Origin of the sequence: Actinoplanes sp. NPDC026670, assembly GCF_040638175.1 — a bacterium.
GTDB lineage: Bacteria > Actinomycetota > Actinomycetes > Mycobacteriales > Micromonosporaceae > Actinoplanes.
In genome coordinates, this window is sequence record NZ_JBEZXU010000009.1 from 64,054 (window position 1) to 82,656 (window position 18,603).

Annotated in this window: 16 protein-coding genes; 2 read left to right on the forward strand and 14 right to left on the reverse strand. The window is 73.2% G+C overall.

The genetic code is table 11. The features are described from left to right. Positions 1-49: 49 nt before the first annotated feature. Both AB0E94_RS11425 and AB0E94_RS11430 read right to left on the reverse strand, forming a co-directional pair. Entirely contained in the window at positions 50-775 is a 726-nt protein-coding gene (locus tag AB0E94_RS11425) for a hypothetical protein (protein WP_360325262.1), read from the reverse strand. 140 nt (positions 776-915) lie between these two features. Beyond that, a complete protein-coding gene (locus tag AB0E94_RS11430) occupies positions 916-1,545 on the reverse strand; it encodes a hypothetical protein (protein ID WP_360325264.1) in 630 nt (209 codons plus the stop codon). A 769-nt stretch (positions 1,546-2,314) separates the two neighbouring features. On the opposite strand from AB0E94_RS11430, the gene AB0E94_RS11435 reads away from it, so the two are divergent. After that, a complete protein-coding gene (locus AB0E94_RS11435; RefSeq protein ID WP_360325267.1) occupies positions 2,315-2,887 on the forward strand; it encodes a hypothetical protein in 573 nt (190 codons plus the stop codon). A 1,676-nt stretch (positions 2,888-4,563) separates the two neighbouring features. On the opposite strand, the gene AB0E94_RS11440 is transcribed toward AB0E94_RS11435, so the two are convergent. From AB0E94_RS11440 to AB0E94_RS11475, 8 genes are all read right to left on the reverse strand, one after another. Further along, complete coding sequence (locus tag AB0E94_RS11440; RefSeq protein WP_360325269.1) at positions 4,564-6,357, reverse strand: replication-associated recombination protein A; 1,794 nt, start codon at positions 6,355-6,357, stop codon at positions 4,564-4,566. 164 nt (positions 6,358-6,521) lie between these two features. Continuing rightward, positions 6,522-6,743, reverse strand: a complete 222-nt coding sequence (locus AB0E94_RS11445; protein ID WP_360325272.1) for a hypothetical protein — start codon at positions 6,741-6,743, stop codon at positions 6,522-6,524. 18 nt (positions 6,744-6,761) lie between these two features. Continuing rightward, on the reverse strand, positions 6,762-7,964 hold the full coding sequence (locus AB0E94_RS11450; protein ID WP_360325506.1) for an MFS transporter: 1,203 nt from the start codon (positions 7,962-7,964) through the stop codon (positions 6,762-6,764). A gap of 50 nt (positions 7,965-8,014) precedes the next feature. Then, a complete protein-coding gene (locus AB0E94_RS11455) occupies positions 8,015-8,602 on the reverse strand; it encodes a helix-turn-helix domain-containing protein (RefSeq protein WP_360325274.1) in 588 nt (195 codons plus the stop codon). Positions 8,603-8,701: 99 nt separating this feature from the next. Beyond that, positions 8,702-10,504: an aspartate--tRNA ligase gene (gene aspS, locus AB0E94_RS11460; protein WP_360325277.1), complete on the reverse strand. Its 1,803-nt coding sequence runs from the start codon at positions 10,502-10,504 to the stop codon at positions 8,702-8,704. A 79-nt stretch (positions 10,505-10,583) separates the two neighbouring features. Further along, on the reverse strand, positions 10,584-11,390 hold the full coding sequence (locus AB0E94_RS11465; protein WP_360325280.1) for a hypothetical protein: 807 nt from the start codon (positions 11,388-11,390) through the stop codon (positions 10,584-10,586). A gap of 129 nt (positions 11,391-11,519) precedes the next feature. After that, the gene (locus AB0E94_RS11470; protein ID WP_360325282.1) at positions 11,520-12,041 is read right to left on the reverse strand and encodes a GNAT family N-acetyltransferase; all 522 of its coding nucleotides are present in this window, start codon (positions 12,039-12,041) and stop codon (positions 11,520-11,522) included. 8 nt (positions 12,042-12,049) lie between these two features. Further along, complete coding sequence (locus tag AB0E94_RS11475) at positions 12,050-13,237, reverse strand: alanine racemase (RefSeq protein WP_360325284.1); 1,188 nt, start codon at positions 13,235-13,237, stop codon at positions 12,050-12,052. Positions 13,238-13,266: 29 nt separating this feature from the next. Here AB0E94_RS11475 and AB0E94_RS11480 point away from each other — a divergent pair, with 29 nt between their 5' ends. Further along, the gene (locus AB0E94_RS11480; RefSeq protein WP_360325286.1) at positions 13,267-14,175 is read left to right on the forward strand and encodes an aminoglycoside phosphotransferase family protein; all 909 of its coding nucleotides are present in this window, start codon (positions 13,267-13,269) and stop codon (positions 14,173-14,175) included. 20 nt (positions 14,176-14,195) lie between these two features. Here AB0E94_RS11480 and AB0E94_RS11485 read toward each other — a convergent pair whose 3' ends face one another. The 4 genes from AB0E94_RS11485 to AB0E94_RS11500 are packed head-to-tail and all read right to left on the reverse strand — an operon-like array spanning position 14,196 to position 18,563. Next, complete coding sequence (locus AB0E94_RS11485; protein ID WP_360325288.1) at positions 14,196-15,590, reverse strand: beta-N-acetylhexosaminidase; 1,395 nt, start codon at positions 15,588-15,590, stop codon at positions 14,196-14,198. After that, the gene (locus tag AB0E94_RS11490) at positions 15,587-16,426 is read right to left on the reverse strand and encodes a carbohydrate ABC transporter permease (RefSeq protein ID WP_360325289.1); all 840 of its coding nucleotides are present in this window, start codon (positions 16,424-16,426) and stop codon (positions 15,587-15,589) included. The genes AB0E94_RS11485 and AB0E94_RS11490 overlap by 4 nt, the downstream gene beginning before the upstream one ends. Further along, complete coding sequence (locus AB0E94_RS11495) at positions 16,423-17,304, reverse strand: sugar ABC transporter permease (protein WP_360325291.1); 882 nt, start codon at positions 17,302-17,304, stop codon at positions 16,423-16,425. Before AB0E94_RS11495 ends, AB0E94_RS11490 begins: the two co-directional genes overlap by 4 nt. Then, positions 17,301-18,563 (reverse strand): extracellular solute-binding protein, encoded by a 1,263-nt coding sequence (locus AB0E94_RS11500; RefSeq protein WP_360325293.1) that lies wholly within the window; start codon positions 18,561-18,563, stop codon positions 17,301-17,303. Before AB0E94_RS11500 ends, AB0E94_RS11495 begins: the two co-directional genes overlap by 4 nt. Between the last annotated feature and the right edge of the window lie 40 nt (positions 18,564-18,603).

The following is an 18,603-nucleotide window of genomic DNA, read 5'->3' on the forward strand; positions in this document are numbered from 1 at the left end:
GTTCGGCGGGTCGACCAACAGACCCTACCGTCCGTGACCACCGCACGCGTCACGACGTCGCGGGTGTCGGCTCGCTCTGCTGGAAGATGGAATCGTCCGTGGGCAGAACGGCATCCGGCTGCACACCCTGCGGGCCCGGCGCCGGGTCCGTCTTGCCCCGTTCGTCCTCGATCGCGTTCCACACCTTGATGCTCACCGTCGATCCCACACACGAGGCCGGATCGATCGGTTCCGGGGCCTCCGCGCCCGCCTGCGGGTTCTGCTCCGCCGACACCTGGTCCACCGCGCAGCCCGGCAGGCCCACCGACAGGTCCAGGGTCAGCTCGTCCCGCTGCCAGCAGGTGTAGGTGCCGTCCTCGGCCTTGACCGGCATCTCCGGGCAGCCCTCGACCTTGCGTTCGGTCCACCCGGCCTTGGTCAGCGCCTCCGAGTAGACCTTGGTGGTCTCCTTGAACGACTGATCCGACTCGGACACCCGCTCCCGGAACTCACACACCCCCAGGCACAGGCTGTTGCCCGTTTCGAAGTCCTTGTCGTTCTTCGACGCCCACGACGGAACCTCCAGCGCGTCCAGCGAGGCCAGCACCGGGTCGCTGGACGCCGCCCGCATCCCGAAGAACGCCGGCAGGATCAGCAGCACCAGCGCCGCGAGCGACACCAGCGTGACCACCCGCAATCGCCGCTGCGTGCGCAGCTTGTGCCGCAACTCGGCACGCAGGCCGTCCGGCCCGTCCTCGCCCTCCGGGCTCGGCTTCCCACCGGTCCGGGTCCGCACGTCATCATCGTCATCATCGGGTACGCCCGGAGCGCCCACCCGTGCGCCGGCGACCACACGGGCGCTCGCGCCCGCCGAACCGGCTGACTGACCTGGGCCGCCGGGCGCCCCGCGACCGGGCGTGGCAGCATCGGCCGCCCCTACGCCGGCCTTGCCCGGTGTGATCGTCCCGGTGCCGGCCTGTCCCACCGACGCACGCCCGGGTGCAGCGGCGCCGACCGATGCGGCACCCACCGCGCCGGTGACCGAGCCCACCGCGGATCCACCGTCGGGACCCGGCCCACCACGACCCGGCACAGCCGCGCCACCACGGGCGGCACCCGGCCCACCAGGACCCATGCCCGGCCCGCCAGGACCCATGCCGTCGCCGGGACCACGCCCGCCGTCCGGCCCGCGACCACCCCGGCCGTCAAGTCCGTCAGGTCCACGACCACCCCGGCCGTCCGGGCCGTCGGGTCCACGGCCAGGCACGGCCGCGCCACCCATCGCCCGTGACGGACCATCCGGGCCCGCAGGCCCGCGACCAGGGACAGCAGCGCCACCCAGCGCACGGGACGGACCGTCCAGCCCGTCCGGACCCGCAGGACCACGGCCGGGAACAGCGGCGCCGCCCATCGCACGCGACGGGCCGTCGGGACCGGCCAGCGCCCGTGACGGACCGTCCGGACCAGCAGGGCCGCGACCGGGAACAGCAGCGCCGCCCATCGCGCGGGACGGGCCGTCGGGACCGGCCGGGCCCGCTGGACCACGACCGGGAACAGCAGCGCCACCCATCGCGCGGGACGGACCGTCGGGACCGGCCGCACCGGCGCGCGACGGGCCGTTCGGGCCGCGGCCGGGCAGACCGGACGGTTCGCCGTCCGGTCCGATGGGCGCAGCGCCCATCGAGGAGGTCTGATCGCCGTCCGGGCCGGCGTGACCGGGAGCCCCGATCGCCCGGGAGGGGCCGTCGTCCGGACCACGTCCGGGCAGACCCGAAGGTCCGCCACCGGGACCGGCCCCACGACGACGAGGCCCACCGGGCCCACCGTCCGGACCAGCCATGCCCGGGCCGCCACCAGGCCCGCCCATGCCGGGGCGACCCGAGTCGGGGCCGCCCATGCCACGAGGTGGCATGCCGTCCGGGTCCGCTGGGCCACGGCCCGGGCCGCCGTTCGGGCCTGGGCGTCCGCGGCCCGGCGCCATCGCGCCGGCCGCCGCGCCCATGGCTGCCGCGGGCAGGCCGTCGGGACCGGCCGGAGGCCGTCCGGGGACCGCCGCGCCGCCCCGTGCCGGGCCTTGGCCTCGAGCTGGTCCCTGACCGGGTACGCGGGCTCCGCCTCGCGGCGGCCCGTCCGGCCCACCGTCGGAGCCGGGCCGGCCGGCCACTCCGCGGCCGGGAGCGCCCGGGCCCATCCCCGGTGCCGGGCCGGCGCCCGGCGGGAGAGCCGGAACGCCCGGCGGGAGTGCAGGTGCGCCCGCCCGCGCCGCGCCGGGGCCGGCTGGGAGCGCCGGAGCGCCCGCTCGTGCGGCGCCGCCGTTGTCCGGGCGCAGGCCGCTGTGCCGGCCGGTGTGTTCCTCGGGTTCGGACGGGAATCCGCCCTGGGGACCCGGTCCGTCGGCGCGGGCCGCCCGTCGCCCTGGTCCGGCCTGTTCGGGCACGGCGATGGCGCCGGTGCCGCGTTCTTCGCCGGGCTGCGGGCCACGCTGTCCACGGCCGGGCCGCTGGATCACACCGGAGGTGCTGTCGGCCATCGCGCCGGCCCGGCCCGGAACGACCGGGGTCCGCGCGCCCTGACGACCGGGGACGACCGGCGGGACCACCGCTGCGCCGCGTACCGGCCGCCCGTCGCCGGGGCCGATACGACGCGGAGCGGGAACGTCCGGGGTTCCGGTGAAGCCGCCGGCCTCGGGCTCGTCGGGGTCGGCGCCCTGGTGCGCGTTGCGGCGGCGGCGTTCCTCGCTCCTGGTGAGGCCATCGCCTCCGGAGCGGGCCTGCGAGCCGCGACGGGTGACGTTCTGGGTGCCGGTCTCGCCCACCGGCGGCACGAAGGCATGTGCACCGGTGTCGGTGCCGGCCTGCACGAAACCGTGTGCGCCGGTGTCCGTGCCGGTCTGCACGAACGCGTGTGAGCCGGAGCCGGACCGCAACGCGCCGTCCGGGGCGCCGTGGCGGCCGGCGCCGGGACCGGCCGGAGCCGCATGTCCCGGACGGCGCCCGCCGTCGCCGTCGACCGGCTGACCGCCTCGGCCGGAGTGCCGGCCGGTCGGCCCTTCGGCGGTGCCCTCCTCGGCCGGGGCACGCCGGGCGCGGGCACGGCCGGGACGTTCGCCACCGGCGCCGGACCCACCGGGCGCCGCCGCCGCGCCATAGGTGCCGGGAGCGCCCCGGCCGCCCTGCTCGTACCCGTTCGGAATGGCCCCGGACTGATGCACGGGGTCATACCCACCCGGAATCGGCCCGGACTGGTGACCAGCCTCATACCCGCCAGGAATCGGGCCCGACTGATGTACGGCGTCACGTCCACCCGGAATCGGCCCGGACTGATGACCGGCGTCGTAGCCGGTCGGAATCGGACCCGACTGGTGCACGGCGTCGTAGCCGGTCGGAATCGGACCGCTCTGGTGCACGGCGTCATAGGCGTTCGGGATCGGCCCGGACTGGTGCACGGCGTCGTAGCCGCTCTGGTGGGCGCCGTCCGGACGGCCCGGTGACACCGGGTCCGACGGCCGGAAACGGTCGCGGGCGGGAGCGCCCGGCGAGATCGGGCGGACACCTGGCGAGACCGGCCGGACACCCGGGCCGGCCGGCCGTGCGCCCGGGGAGACGGGTCGGGCGCCTGGGGAGACGGGTCGGGCACCGGGCGGGGCGGGGCGGTTCACCGGGATCTCGGGCGCGTTGCCGGACGGCGGCACGACCGGCGCACCGGCCGGCGGCTGCCCCGGGAACATCTGCCCGGACGGATCCGGGTTGATCGGCCGGCGGCCACCACCGGTCTCCGGCGCGACGGGGGCACGCCCACCCTGCGGCGGCCCGCCACGACGAGCCCCGGGCGGCATCTGACCAGGCGGAAGACCACCGGGGGGAAGACCACCAGGCGGAAGAGCCCCGGGGGGAAGACCACCGGACGGAAGACCACTGGGGGGAAGAGCACCAGGCGGAGGACCACCGGGAGGCCCACCGGCGGGCCGCTGCCCACCCGGCCCAGGACCACGACGGCCACGACCCTGCTGGTCGAAGGGAACGGCAGGAGCCCCACCGGGCGGCATCTGCCCCGGGCTGACCGGCCGGGCCGGCATCTGACCGCCCGGCGCCTGCCCCGGCGGCATGCCTCCGGATCGCTGCCCAGGCGCCGGATTACCCGGACGCTGCCCGGCCCGACCTGGCGGAATCGCGCCGGACGGAAAATCCCCGGCCGCGAAGTCCCCGGCCGGAGGCGCACCCGGCGAAACCTGCGCGGCTCGCGGCGCCTGCCAGCTCCCGGTGCCCTCGGCGTCGCCCGGGCCGTCGTCGGCGAATCCGTCCTCCGGACCGCCGGGGAACCCGAAGTCGCCGTCGGGATCCTCGTCCGGACCGGGGGCCATCCGCCCCGATTTGCTGGTCCGGGCTTCTCCGGGACGGACGCCGGGGCCGATCGCCGCCGCTTCCTCCTTGGCCGTGCGCAGGTCGTCGAGCCAGCCGGTCTCCTCGCGCGGGACCTCCTGGGGAACGGCCGGCTGCTCGGCACGGCCGCCGCCACGCCCGAAGCGCCGACGGTTCTTACCGCCCTGACCGGCTTCGTCGTCGGGTCGTTCGGCACCCCGCCCTGTCACCGCTGTTCCTCCCCGGCACTGTCGCCGCTGTCGTCACTGCTCCGGACGCCACCCGCGACCGGTCCACTCCCGGCCACCACAGCAGCACCGTCACCACTCCCGGCCTCCGCAGCCGAGCCAGTCCCAGCCCCAGCAGCCGAGCCAGTCCCGACCACCACAGCCGAGCCAGTCCCAGCCTCGGCGACCGAGCCAGTCCCGGCATCCAAGGCCGAGCCACCCTCGGCCCCACTTGCCGAGCCAACCCGAGCCGAGACGCCCGATACATCCGGTTCGTCCCCGGCGTCGGCGGCCGGGCCACCCGGTGACGAGTCCGCCGAAGACGATGACTCATCCGTGGCCCGAGCACCACCCGCCGCGCGGTCCGCCGTGCTCACCGAAGCGGTGACCGGCCCGTTCGCCGGTGTCCGCGTCGTGGGGCCGAGGCCTCGCACGATCCGGCGAAGTCGCGGCACCCGTTCACCGACCGCGCGTTCGGCGCCATGATCGGTCGGCCGATAGTAGTCGGTGCCGACCAGATCGTCGGGGACATACTGCTGGCGGACCACGCCGCGTGGATCGTCGTGTGGGTATCGGTAGCCCCGGCCGTGGCCGAGCCCCCGCGACCCCGGATAGTGCGCGTCGCGCAGGTGGGGCGGCACCGGACCGCCGCGACCGGCGCGGACGTCGGACATCGCCTCGCCGAGAGCGACCGTGACGCTGTTGGACTTGGGCGCGGTGGCCAGGTGCACGACGGCGTGGGCGAGGTTGAGCCCGGCCTCGGGCAGCCCGACACTCTGCACGGCCTGGGCGGCGGCGGTGGCCACCAGCAGCGCCTGCGGATCGGCCATGCCGACGTCCTCGCTGGCGAAGATGACGATGCGCCGGGCGATGAACCGCGGGTCCTCACCGGCGACCAGCATCCGGGCCAGGTAGTGCAGGGCCGCGTCGGGGTCACTGCCGCGCATGCTCTTGATGAACGCGCTGATCACGTCGTAGTGCGCGTCGCCGTCACGGTCGTAGCGGACCGCCGCCACGTCGACGGCTTTCTCCGCTGTGGCGAGATCGATCTCGGTGACGTCCTGGGCGAGCGCGGATCCGGCCGCGGCTTCGAGGGCGGTCAGGGCTTTACGGACGTCACCGTTCGCGAGCCGTACCAAATGGTCCTCGGCCTCTGACGTAAGGGTGACGGCGCCGCCCAGGCCGCGCTCGTCGGTGGTCGCGCGCCGCAGCAGGTCGCGGACGTGGTCTTCGCCGAGGGACTGGAGGGTGAGCAGCACGCAGCGGGAGAGCAGGGGCGAGATGACCGAGAAGTACGGGTTTTCGGTGGTCGCCGCGAGCAGCGTGACCGTCCGGTCCTCGACGGCGGCGAGCAGCGAATCCTGCTGGGTCTTGCTGAAGCGGTGCACCTCGTCGATGAACAGCACCGTCGGCGGGCCGCCGTAGCGCCGCTCGCGCCGGGCCGTGTCGATCACCGCACGCACGTCCTTGACGCCGGCGGTCAGCGCGGACATGGCGACGAACTTGCGGTCGGTGGCGTTGGCCACCAGGTGCGCGATGGTGGTCTTGCCGGTGCCGGGCGGGCCCCAGAGGATCACCGACATCGGGCTGGCGCCGGTGACCAGCTGGCGCAGCGGGGCGCCCGGGGCGAGCAGGTGCTCCTGGCCGATCAGCTCGTCGAGGGTGACGGGCCGCATCCGCACCGGCAGTGGCGAGTCGCCGGCCGGCCGCCCGAAACCGGCCGTCGCGGCACCGGCCGGAGCCGCTGTCCGTGCGTCCGGCGGTGCGAGGGAGAAGAGCCCGTCCGTTTCCATCACGACCGACAGTACCGGCCATCCGGACCTGATCCGAAACGCCGTCTTCCGTCCTGTGGATAACCTTCGAGCAGCAACGACAGCCTCACCGAGAGTGGTGAAAAACACCTCCGGCCCGCCCCCGGGGGAAGGGCGGGCCGGAGTGGCCGGAGGGCCGGGGCGGGTCAGCCGCGACCCGGGCGGCGGCCGTAGAAGCGGCGGCCGGAGCCGTTGCCCGCACCGGCGCGCGGGCCGCTGCCGATGCCCGCCAGGTAGAGGGCGAGCAGCAGCAGGCCGAGCGACGCCATGGTGTAGAAGTTGAACAGGTCGGGGGCGCCGAAGTTGGTGTCGAGCAGGTCAGCGAGCAGGTAGATGCCGAAGACTACGGCGGCGGCGATGGCGAGCATCGGTTCCTCCGGGGGGTGTCAGAGAGCCAGTGACTCGCTGGTACCCGCCTGGGAGGGCTCCCGAAACACGGTCTTCGATTTCACCAGATAGAGCGGCGCCGCGGCGGCCAGCACAGCCGCTCCGGTGAGGATCGCGACAGTGGTGCCCGCTCCGGCGGCGACCGCGGTGAGGACGACCGCCCCGATCGAGAAGCCCGGCGCGGCGACCATCGAGTTGAGCGAGAGCAGGCTCGCCCGGTACGGCCCGTCGGCCTGCCGGTGCAGCAGCCCGGAGTGCACCGGGTTGGCCGCGCCGTGCACGGCGTAGCAGATCAGGAACGCGCCGATCACCCCGGCCGGGCCGGCGAACAGGCCCATCCCGACGATCGTCAGCCCCTGCGCGATCCGCAGCGTGAATCCGGCCCAGCGCGCGCCGACGCGGCGGACGAGAAGCGGCGCGAGGGCGGCGCCGGCGGCGGACGCGCCCCAGGCGGCCGAGCTGACCGGCCCCAGCAGCGGACCGGCCGCGGTGGTCACCTCACTGAGCCGCACCGGCATCAGTTTCTCGAAGGTCACCATGCCGAAACTCCACAGGAACTCCACCCCGACCAGCGCCTGCACCACCCGCGAGCGCCGGGCCAGACCCAGCGCGCCGCGGATCGCCACCGGCACACCACGGAGCGAGGCCGCGAACGCGGCCTTTCCGCGAGCGGGGCGGTCCTCAGCCATCAGCAGCGCCACGGCGATCGTGCTGAGCAGGCTCAGACCCAGAGCGACCAGCACGGGTACGGCCAGCGCGCGCACCGGACCGAGCGGACCGAGCCAGACCAGCCCGCCACTGACGAGAGCCGCGCCGGCCATCGCCAGACTGCACGCGACCTCGCCCCGGCTCAGGCCGCCCTCGATGTCGGCGTCCGGATCGGCGGCCAGTGACTGGTCGACGAACCAGGACTCCAGCGGCCCGCTGTCCAGCGCCCGGTAGATGCCTTGCAGCAGGTAGGAGGCCGCGAGCAGGGCGACCGAGTCGGCGACCACGAACAGGCTGAGCGCGGCCAGGTTGACCGCGCCGGCGGCGAGCAGCACCGGCCGTCTCCCGACAGCGTCGGCCAGTCCGCCGGTGGGCAGCTCCAGGAACAGCACGACGATGCCCTGGAGGGCGACGGCCGAGCCGATCTGGGCGATGTTCAGCCCCCGCTCCAGTGGCAGCAGCACGATGACCGGGATGAGCAGCCCGACCGGCATCCAGCGCAGGCTCAACAGGATCAGGTAGCGGGATCGGACCTGGGCGGCCGTCACTTCGTCTCCTCCACGTAGGGCATGGCGCCGTAGAAGAACAGCACCGGCCGCGCGCCCGGCCGGGGATCAGCCAGCGCACGTGATCGATGATTTTCTATCAGTTCCTCCACATCGGACTGCAGCGCACGTAGCTGCTCCGGGTCGAGAGTCAGCGCGTAGTCGCCCATGCCGGCGACGTCACGCCACTCCTGGGAGTCGCCAGGAGCGTGCAGGCGCCACGCCTCGACCCGCCGGACGAGCTGATTGAGCTGGTACGACTCCAGCCAGTCGACGGCGGCGGCCGCATCCGGATCGTCCGGGTAGTCGCTGCGCTGCCAGCTGGACAGCTGATGCAGGGCCCGCCACCAGCGCTGCCGTCCGCTGCCGGGACGATCCTCCTCGACCACCAGGCCGGCGTCGGCGAGCTGGCGCAGGTGATAACTGGTGGCGCCGGTATTGGTCTCGAGGGCCTCGGCCAGGCGGGTGGCGGTGGCCGGGCCGTCCAGCCGGAGCTTGCCGAGCAGGCGGATCCGCAGCGGGTGGGCCAGCACCCGGATCTGTCTGGAGCTCAGGTGCACCTCGGTCATGCGATCGTCGCTCGTCATGTATCCACAATAACTGTGCACAGATTCTATGCACAAGTTCTGTGCATCGAGCTCACGAAAAAGGCCGGCGACCCGGGTCGCCGGCCTTGCTCGGTGGAACTAGTTGGAGTGCTGGACCGGCGCCGCCTGGCCGTCGGTGCCGGGCGTGCCCGCCGCGGCCTTCGGCTTCGCGTCGATGCCCGCCTCCAGGCGCTGCTGCGCGGTGATCGGGGTCGGCGCGGTGGTCAGCGGGTCGAAACCGCCCCGCGTCTTCGGGAAGGCGATCACCTCACGGATCGACTCGTTGCCGCTGAGCAGCATGCACGTGCGGTCCCAGCCGAGCGCGATGCCGGCGTGCGGCGGCGGGCCGTACTTGAACGCCTCCAGCAGGAAGCCGAACTTGTCGGCGGCCTCCTCCGGCGTGATGCCCAGCAGGTCGAACACCCGGCTCTGCACGTCGCCGCGGTGGATACGGACCGAGCCGCCGCCGATCTCGTTGCCGTTCACCACGATGTCGTACGCATACGCCAGCGCCTTGTCCGGCGCCGACTCGAAGTTGTCGATCCACTCCTCGTTCGGCGAGGTGAACGGGTGGTGCACAGCCGTCCAGCCGCCGTCGTCGGTCTTCTCGAACATCGGCGCGTCGACCACCCAGCAGAACGCCCACGCCGACTCGTCGATCAGGCCGGCCCGCTTGGCGATCTCGATCCGGGCCGCGCCGAGCAGCTCCTGGGCCTCCCGGCGCTCGGTGGCGGCGGCGAAGAAGACCGCGTCACCGGGTTTCGCGCCGACCTGGTCGGCCAGCCCGGACAGGTGCTCGGGCGACAGGTTCTTCGCGACCGGGCCCTTGGGCTCGCCGGTCTCCGCGTCGAGCACCACGTAGGCCAGGCCGCGGGCGCCCCGGGCCTTCGCCCAGTCCTGCCAGCCGTCCAGCTCCTTGCGGGTCTGCGCGGCGCCACCGGGCATCACGACCGCGCCGACGTAGCCACCCGCGTCGATCGCGCCGGCGAACACCCGGAACGCGGTGCCGCGCAGGTAATCGGTCAGCTCGACCAGCTCGACGCCGTAACGCAGGTCGGGCTTGTCCGACCCGTAACGGTTCATCGCGTCGGTCCAGGTGATCCGCGGGATCGGCAGCTGCACCTGGTAGTCGGCCAGCTCGCTCCACAGCCGGGAGACGATCTCCTCGCCCAGCTCGATGATGTCCTCCTGGGTGACGAAGGACATCTCGATGTCGAGCTGGGTGAACTCCGGCTGCCGGTCGGCGCGGAAGTCCTCGTCCCGGTAGCAGCGGGCGATCTGGTAGTAGCGCTCCAGGCCGGCGACCATCAGGAGCTGCTTGAACAGCTGCGGGGACTGCGGCAACGCATACCACGTGCCGGGCTGGAGCCGGACCGGGACCAGGAAGTCGCGGGCGCCCTCGGGGGTCGAGCGCGTCAGGGTCGGCGTCTCGATCTCGTTGAAGTCGCGGGCGTGCAGCACCTCGCGGGCGATCTGGTTGGCCCGGCTGCGCAGGCGCAGCGCCTTGGCCGGGCCGGACCGGCGCAGGTCCAGGTAGCGGTACTTGAGGCGCAGGTCGTCGGAGGCGGTGATGGTGTCGTCGACCGGCAGCGGCAGCGGGGCCGCCTCGGAGAGGACGGTCAGCTCGCTGGCGACCACCTCGATCTCACCGGTCGCCAGATCCGGGTTCTCGTTGCCGGCCGGGCGGGCGTTGACCTCGCCGACGACCTTCACACAGAACTCGTTGCGCAGCGCGTGCGCGTCCTCCTCGCGGAACACGACCTGGACCACGCCTGAGGCGTCACGGAGGTCGACGAAGATGACACCGCCGTGGTCGCGCCGACGCGCGACCCACCCGGCGAGCGTCACCGTCGTGCCGGCGTCGCTCGCGCGCAGAGTGCCGGCGTCATGGGTACGGATCACGGAAGAGTCTCCTAACAGGGTTCGCGGGGCGCCCCCGACATTCTGTCAGGAGCGCCCCGCGCCGCGTGCCACGGGCCGGTCACCGGTCCTCGGGAACCTGCCAGGCTGTGGCACGCAGGCCGGCGGTGCCGGAGCCGCCGACGTCGATGATCTCCACGAGCACCAGGCCGGCCGGGGCCGCCGCGGTACGCACGCACAACGCCGTGCCGGCCTTGACCTCCACCTGGAGGCCCCGCCCGAGCGGCCCGGTGCGGATCGCCCGGTCGCAGTCGCCCGCGTCGGCGTCGGCGCTCACCTGGCGGCTCCCGGCGGTCGCGCCCACACCGAGGCTGAGCTGCGGCAGCCGGCTGCCGCAGCCGCCGTCGTACCGCAGGTCGGCGAGCACCTCGGCCGCGTCGGCGCGGGGCTCGTCCAGGTCCAGGTGCAGCACGCCGGCGCAGGCCACCTGGAGGCGCAGCGGCTCCTTGGCGTACGCCACCGGGTACCGCTCCGGCTCCAGGGGACGGCTGCGGACCGGTTCCGAGGCGGCCGGTGTGAGCGCCGGCCGTGGCGCCGCGGCGGCCCGGGTGGTCTCCAGCACCCGCCACGAGAACCAGCCGGCCGCGCCCGACGCCAGCAGCGCCAGCAGGCTGAACAGCACCGCCACGACCACACCGGGCCGGCGGCGGGCCCGCGCCGGCGGGGGCGCGGTCACGTTGTCCCGGGCCACGTTCCCCCGCGCCGCTCGTTCCCGGGCCGCCCGCTCCCGGGCCGTGGTCTCGCCGAGCGGTTCGGTCGGGCCCTCCGGATAACCGGGGTCCGGGGTGCGCTGGTGCGGGACCCGGTTACCGGGCGCGTCGGACGATCGGTGGACAGGTTCGGGGGCAGCTGCGCGGAATACGGACATGGCGGACTCCAGCGGCGCAGACGGTGAAAGCGCTCGTTCGGCGCTCAATCACCGTAAACACCATCGATCAGCTGGGCCATCCCCCGCGAGGGGACGACCATCCATGAGTACGGCGATCCCGCCCCCGATTCACCCGGCCGCCGCAGTGATCGCCGTCGTCAGGTCACGCCGCCAGTCATGGCACCGCAGCGGATTGCCCTTGGGGAACTCGAAGTCCACCTCGCCGAGCAGCTCGAACCCGGTCCGGCGGCAGAGCGCGTTGGACGCCGCGTTGTCGACGCGCGGGAAGGCGTGCCCCCAGCGGATCCGGTCCTGGCCGGCGGCGTGCGCCACGGTCCGGGCGAGCGCTCGCCCGGCCAGGCCACGGCCCTGGAACTCGGGCAGCACCTTCCACCCCAGCTCGTAGACGATCTCGCCGCGCCACTCCTTCTCCCAGTAGCCGACCGACCCGACCGGCCCGGCCTCGTCGACCACGATCAGGAACATCTCGGTGGTCCCGTCGGCGATGCCGGCCAGGATCCGCCGGTGCCGGGCGGCGAGGGCCTCCTCCGGCTCGACCCCGGCCAGGAACGACTGCATCTGCGGGGTGTTGGCTCGGCGCTGGAGCTCCGGCGCCCGTTCGTCCCACCGCTCCAGCCGGAAATCGGTCACAGCGTCTCCTAGAAGAAGGTGTGCAGCACGTCCACGACCCGCCGATCCTCGTCCACCACCGGGATGTCCCGCCACTTGTCGAAGGCGGTGCACGGGTGCGAGATCCCGAAGCGGATCAGGTCCCAAGGGATCAGGGTCGTGCCCTCGACGGCCAGGTAGGTGTGGTGGTCGTTGAGCTTCGTCACCCGTACCCCGGTGGCGGCTTCGGTCCGGCCGCCGGCCCGGCGCACCTCCCACGGCACCGGCAGCCCCTCGTCGAACGGGGCGTCACGTTTGCCCATCCCGGCGATGGCCAGGCCCGGTTCGGGAGCCGAGATCACCTGCGCCCAGATCTCCAGGGCCGCGGTCAGCGGTCCCTCCTCCGGCACCCGGGTGAACGGGGTCCGCTCCCGGTAGAACCCGTCGTCGTGGCTGACTGTGGCGCCGCTGCGCAGAATCAGCCGGGCCGTCTCCCGGAGGCCGCCGAGCCGGGCGACGACCCGGTCGAACCAGGCGCTGCCCCCGGCCGCGACGATCGGCCGGGCGGGCAGCAGACCGGCCCCGGCCAACCGGCGCACCCCTTCGGCGAGCTGATCCAGGTACGCGTCCACGCCGCCCTGATCACCCAGCTGCCCCTCGTAGCCGGCCACCCCGGCGAGCTCCAGCCCCGGGGCCGCGGCCACCGCACGGGCGATGGACGCCAGCTCGTCCAGACCCCGAACCCCGGTGCGCCCGCCGTCGTGGCCGAGCTCGGCGAGCACCCGCAGCGGGCCACCGGTCCCGGCCGCGGCGGCCACCCCGGCCGCCGAGTCGACCTGGAAGAACACCTCCCACCCGGCAGCGCTCTCGGCGGCCAGCCAGCGCAGTGCCACCGGGTCGAGGACCTCGTTGGCGATCAGCACCCGCTCGATGCCGAGCCGCCGCAGCACGAGCGCCTGGTTCGGGGTGGCCACCGTCAGCCCCCACGCCCCGGCCGCCGTCTGGGCCGCCAGCAGCCCCGGCGCCATCGTGGTCTTGGCGTGCGGCGCTAGGTCGAACCCGTGCCGGGCGGCGTAGGCGGCCATCGTCGCGATGTTCGCCTCCACCGCCGCCCGCCGCACCACCAGCAGCGGCCAGGTGAAGCCGCCCTCGAAGAGCCCGAGCCCGCGCGGATCGACCACCTCGTCCGGCGCCCAGAAGCCCTTGCTCCGCCAGTCGACGGTCATGTCGGTCGTCATCTCGCCCTCCGGTTGTCAGACTTCTCGTCATGGTCGATGTCGCTTTCCGCCGCAATGTCGAGCAGACCTGGGGTGACGCCGGGCGGACGTGGCTGGCCGAGCTGCCCGGACTGACCGCCCGGTTGATGACGGAGTGGGAGCTGTCGGCGGCCGGCCCGCTGCCGGTGAGCCTGAACTGGGTCGGCCGGGTGCGCCGGGCGGACGGCTCGCCGGCCGTGCTGAAACTGGGCGTGCCGGCGAGCGGCCACCTCGCCGACGAGGCCACCGCGCTGGAGTGTTTCGCCGGGCAGGCGGCGATCACCGTGCTGGCCCGGGACGACACCCGGGGCGCGCTGCTGCTGGAGGAGGCCCGGCCGGGCACCCCGGCGGCGGCGCTGTCCCCCGGCGACGACACGGCGGCGACTGCCGTGCTGATCGGGGCGATGCGCCGGCTGCACCGGCCCGCGCCGGACGGGGTCGCGCTGCCCGAGCTGTCCGGCCGCATCGCGACGTTCCGCGAGCACCTGCGGCGGTTCCCCGGCGACGATCCGCTGCCCCGCCGTCTGGTGGAACGGGCCGCCGATCTGTTCGAGGAGCTGTGCGCCACCGCGACCGGCCGGGTCGTGCTGCACGGCGACCTGCACCACGACAACGTGCTGGCCGCCGAACGCGAGCCGTGGCTGGCGATCGACCCGCACGGCGTGGTCGGCGACCCCGGTTACGAGGTGGGCGCGATGCTCTACAACCCGGATCCGCACACGCCCGGTGACACCGTCCTGAACCTCGCCGAGGCCCGGATCGAGCAGCTCGCCGACGGTCTCGGCATGCCGCGCGAGCGGGTGGCAGCGTGGGGTTTCGTCCAGGCGGTGCTCTCCGAGGTGTGGTCCTGCGAGGGCGGCGGCGTGGTCAGCGGGCGGCCGTTGCGGCTGGCCCGCCGGCTCCTGCCGCTGCTGCCCTGACCCCTGGCCGGCCGTCCCGGTCACCCCGGCTCGCCGCGCAGATCGGCGGTCATCTCGTGCAGTTCGGCGAGCCGGTCGGCGAGGTCGCGGGGATGACCCGGCGCGTCCGGCCGGGCGTCCGCCGGGCGCGGCCCGGTGAGTGGGCGGTAGTTGACGCCCAGCGCGTCCAGGCGTTCCAGGTGCCGGGGCAGCCGCGCGGAGAAGTCGGCGAAGTCGCGTTCGCGCCGGCCCCAGACCACCTCGGCGAGGGCGCACAGCCGGGGGAACGCCATGTACTCGACGCGGCGCAGCGACTCCATGTGCTCGGTCCAGATGTTGGCCTGGGCGCCGAGCACGAGCGGCGAGTCCGGCGGCTCGTAGCCGTAGACGTCCTCGAGGGTGAGCAGCGTGCCGACCGGGGTGGGCTCGCCGGGGTGGTCGGACTGCCGGTAGTCGAGGTAGAGCTTCACGTCCGGGCAGCAGACGACCTGGTGACCGGCCCGGATCGCGGCCTCGGCCGGTTCCACGCCGCGCCACGCGGCGACGACCGCGCCGTCCGGAGCGCCGCCGGCCAGGATCTCGTCCCAGCCGTAGAGGCGACGGCCCCGCCCGGCCAGATGCCCGGCCATCCGCGCGGTGAAGGCCGCCTGCAGTTCGCGGCCGCCGGGCCACTCGTCGGTGGGGCACTCGTCGCCGCCGATGCCGACGACCTCGGACGGGAAGATGTCGCAGACGTGGTCGAGGACCTGCCGGCAGAAGTCGAGGGTCGTCTCGTCGAGGTTGAGGACGTGCCGGGAGATGCCCCAGCCGGTCCGGACCGGGCCGTCGAATCCGTTGCCGAGCTCCGGGTACGCCGCGATGGCCGCCTGCATGTGCCCGGGCATGTCCACCTCGGGCACCACCGTGACGTGCCGCCCGGCCGCGTGCTCGACGATCAGCCGCAGATCGTCGGTGGTGTAGAAGCCGCCGTGCGGCCGGCCGTCGTAACGGTCGTGCACGCGGGACCCGAGCATCGTCGACGAGCGCCAGGCGCCGACCGACGTGAGCCGCGGCCAGCCGGGCACCTCGATCCGCCAGCCCTGGTCATCCGTGAGATGCAGGTGCAGCACGTTGAGTTTGTGAAAGGCGATCAGATCAACGAAACGGAGCACATCGGGTACGGGCATGAAGTGCCGTGCCACGTCGAGCAGGACTCCCCGCCACGCGAACCGGGGCGCGTCCTCGATCCGGCCGCACGGCGCCGGCGACCCCAGTTGCGCGAGGGTCTGCCGGCCGTAGAACAGCCCGGCCGCGGACCCGCCCCGCAGGGCTGTCCCCTCGGGCGAGAGGTCCACGACATAGCCCTCCGGCGGGAGGTCCGGGTCGATGCGGGCGTCGACGAGCGGGCCGGCGGCGGTGCCGGGCTCCACCCGTACCGAATGAGGCTTGGGAATCAATCTTTGACCGCCCCTCCGAGACCCGCGACGAGGCGGCGCCGGACGATGAGGAAGAAGATCAGCACGGGCAGCGTCATCAGCGTCGAGGCGGCCATGATCGCCCCCCAGTCGTTCTCGTCGGGTTTGAAGAAGACCAGCAGCGCCATCGGCAGGGTCTGATTGTCCGCCTCGCTGATGATGAACGTGCGGGCGAACAGGAAGTCGTTCCACGCGTGGATGAAGGAGAACACGCTGGTGGCGGCCAGTCCCGGGGCGACCAGTGGGAAGAGGATGCGCCAGAGCACGGTGAACCGGCCGGCGCCGTCGAGCTGGGCCGCCTCGTCCAGCTCGTCCGGGATCGCCTGCACGAAACCGCGCAGCATCCAGATCGCGAACGGCAGGGTGAACGCGGTGTGCACCAGCACCAGCGAGCCGAGCGTGTTCAGCCCGATCCCGGGAACCACCGTGCCCACGTCGCGGACCAGGAAGAACAGCGGAATCGTGAGCGCCTCGATCGGCACCATCTGGGCGATCAGGAAGGTCACCAGCAGGGTGGTCCGGAAACGGAACCGGAACCTGGTCAGCGCGACCGCGGCCAGGAACGCGATCAGGCCGGAGACCAGCACCACGACCAGCGCCACGAGCAGGCTGTTGAGCAGGTAGCGGCCGAAGTCGTTGACCGCGAGCACCCGGCGGAACGCGTCCAGGGACGGCGCGAGCGTCCACGGCTTCTGGTCCAGCGACTGGATCTCGCCGGCCGGTTTCACCGCGGCGAGCACCATCCAGTAGATCGGGAAGACGGTGACCAGGGCGATCAGCACCGCCACCGAGTCGAGCAGACGACGGCCGGCTCTCACAGCTGTTCTCCCGACCGGCGCAGCGCCCGCAGATAGACGAGGGTGACGGCCAGCAGGATCAGCATCGTCACGACTCCGATCGCGGCGCCGCGGCCGTACTCACTGGAGGCGAAGGCCTGCTGGTAGGCGTACACGTTGAGGGTGAGGTTCTGCCCGGCCAGGCCACCGCCCCGGGTCATCACGTAGATCTGGGTGAAGACCTTGAAGTCCCAGATGATCGACTGGATGACGACGATGGCCAGCACCGGCCGCAGGATCGGCACCAGGATCCGCCAGAAGGTGCGCCAGGCGCCCGCGCCGTCCAAGGCCGCCGCCTCCAGCACCGACTTCGGGACGGCCTCGATGCCGGCGTACAGGGTGACCATCACGAACGGGAAGGACGCCCACACCACCACCGCGCCGACCAGGCCGAACGCGGTGTACCTGTCGTACGTCCAGTTGAAGCCCTCGATGCCGAACAGCTGGTTGACGAAACCCAGGTCGGTGTCGAAGAGGAACATCCAGGTGGTCGAGCCGGAGACGGCCGGCACCGCCCAGGCGGCCATCGCGGCCAGCGACAGCAGCAGGCGCGGGATCCGGCTGATCCGGGTGAGCAGCACGGCCAGGCCGGCGCCGACCGCCAGGGTGGCGAGCACGCACCCGGCCGCGAACAGTACCGTGGCCAGCAGCACGTCCCAGAACCGGGCATCGGCGAACAGCCTGGTGTAGTTCTCCGCCCCGACGAACCTGGTCGGCTGCCCGCCGCTGACCTGCGCCTGGGTGAAGTCGAGCACGGAGAGCAGGCCGAGCTGGTACATCGGGTAGAGGAAGAGACCACCGAGCACCACCGCGGCCGGCAGGAGCAGCCACAGCGGCGCCCGGGTGCGCGGACGACTCACTTGGTCAGGGCCTCGTCGATCAGCTTGGCGGCCTCGGCCGTGGCCTCGTCGACGCTCGCCTTGCCGGTCGCCACCTTCTCGATCATGGTGGGCAGTACGGCCGAGGCGTCGATCTTGCCCCAGCCCGGGTCGAGCGGGACGAACTTCGTACCGGCGCTGATCGTGTCGATGAACGGCTTGACGAAGGGATCCTTGGCGACCACTTCGGCGCTGGCCGGCTTCAGGGTGGGCAGGTTGCCCATCGCGTCGTACATCTTCGCCTGGTACTTCCGGCCGGCCAGCAGGGTGAGGAAGTCGGCTGCCAGGGCCGGGCGCTGCGCGTTCTTCATGATGCCGAGGTTGTTGCCGCCGGCGAAGGCGGGCGCGATCGAGCCCGCGGTGAGGCCGGGCAGCGGGACGACCGTGTACTTCCCCTTGGCCGCGCCGGCGTCGACGGCGGCCCGGTTGAAGTTGCCGAGGATGCCCAGCGCAGCCTTGCCACTGGCGAACAGCTCGACGGTCTTGCCGCCGGTCAGGTCGGCGCAGTTCTGCGGCGGGCAGTTGTCCTCGGCGATCAGGTCGGTGTAGGTCTTGAGGCCGGTTCTCGACGCTGCTGAATCGATCTCGGTCAGCTCGCCGCCGTTGGCCCAGACGAAGGGCATCGCGCCGTACGTGTACTTGCCACCGACGGCCAGGCCGAACATCCCGGGCTTCCGGGCTCTGATCGTCTTCGCGGTGGCCGACAGCTCGGTGAGGGTCGCCGGCGCCTTCAGGCCGAGCTCCTCGAAGACGTCCGTGCGGTAGTAGAGGGCGCGGACGCCCAGGTACCACGGAATGCCGAGCAGGGTGCCCTGGTAGGTGGCGCTGGCCTTGGCCTCGGCGGAGAGGTCGGCGCCCTCGGACCAGCCCTGGACCGTCGTCCCAAGATCGGCCAGGCCGCCGGCTGCCGCGTACTCGGGCAGGTCGGTGTTGCCGTACTCGACCACGTCCGGCGCGCTGGCCGGGTCGTTGAACGCGCCCTTGAAGCGCTCACTGCGGGTGTCCACCGCGATGTACTGGATCTCCACGGTGGTGTCCGGGTGCGCGGCGGTGAACTCGGCGACCGCCTCCTTGACCACGGCCTCCTTCGGGGCGCGGTTGGGCTCGTCGAAGAGCCACACCTTGAGCGCGCCGGTCCGGGGACCGCCGTCGGCCGGGCCGGTGGACGGGGACGAGGTGGACGGGGCGCAGGCGGTGATCGTCAGGGCTAGTGCGGCAGCCGCCGCGAGTCGCAGTCTCATGAGCGCTCCATACGAACCAGGTTCGTTAATAGTTCGTTAT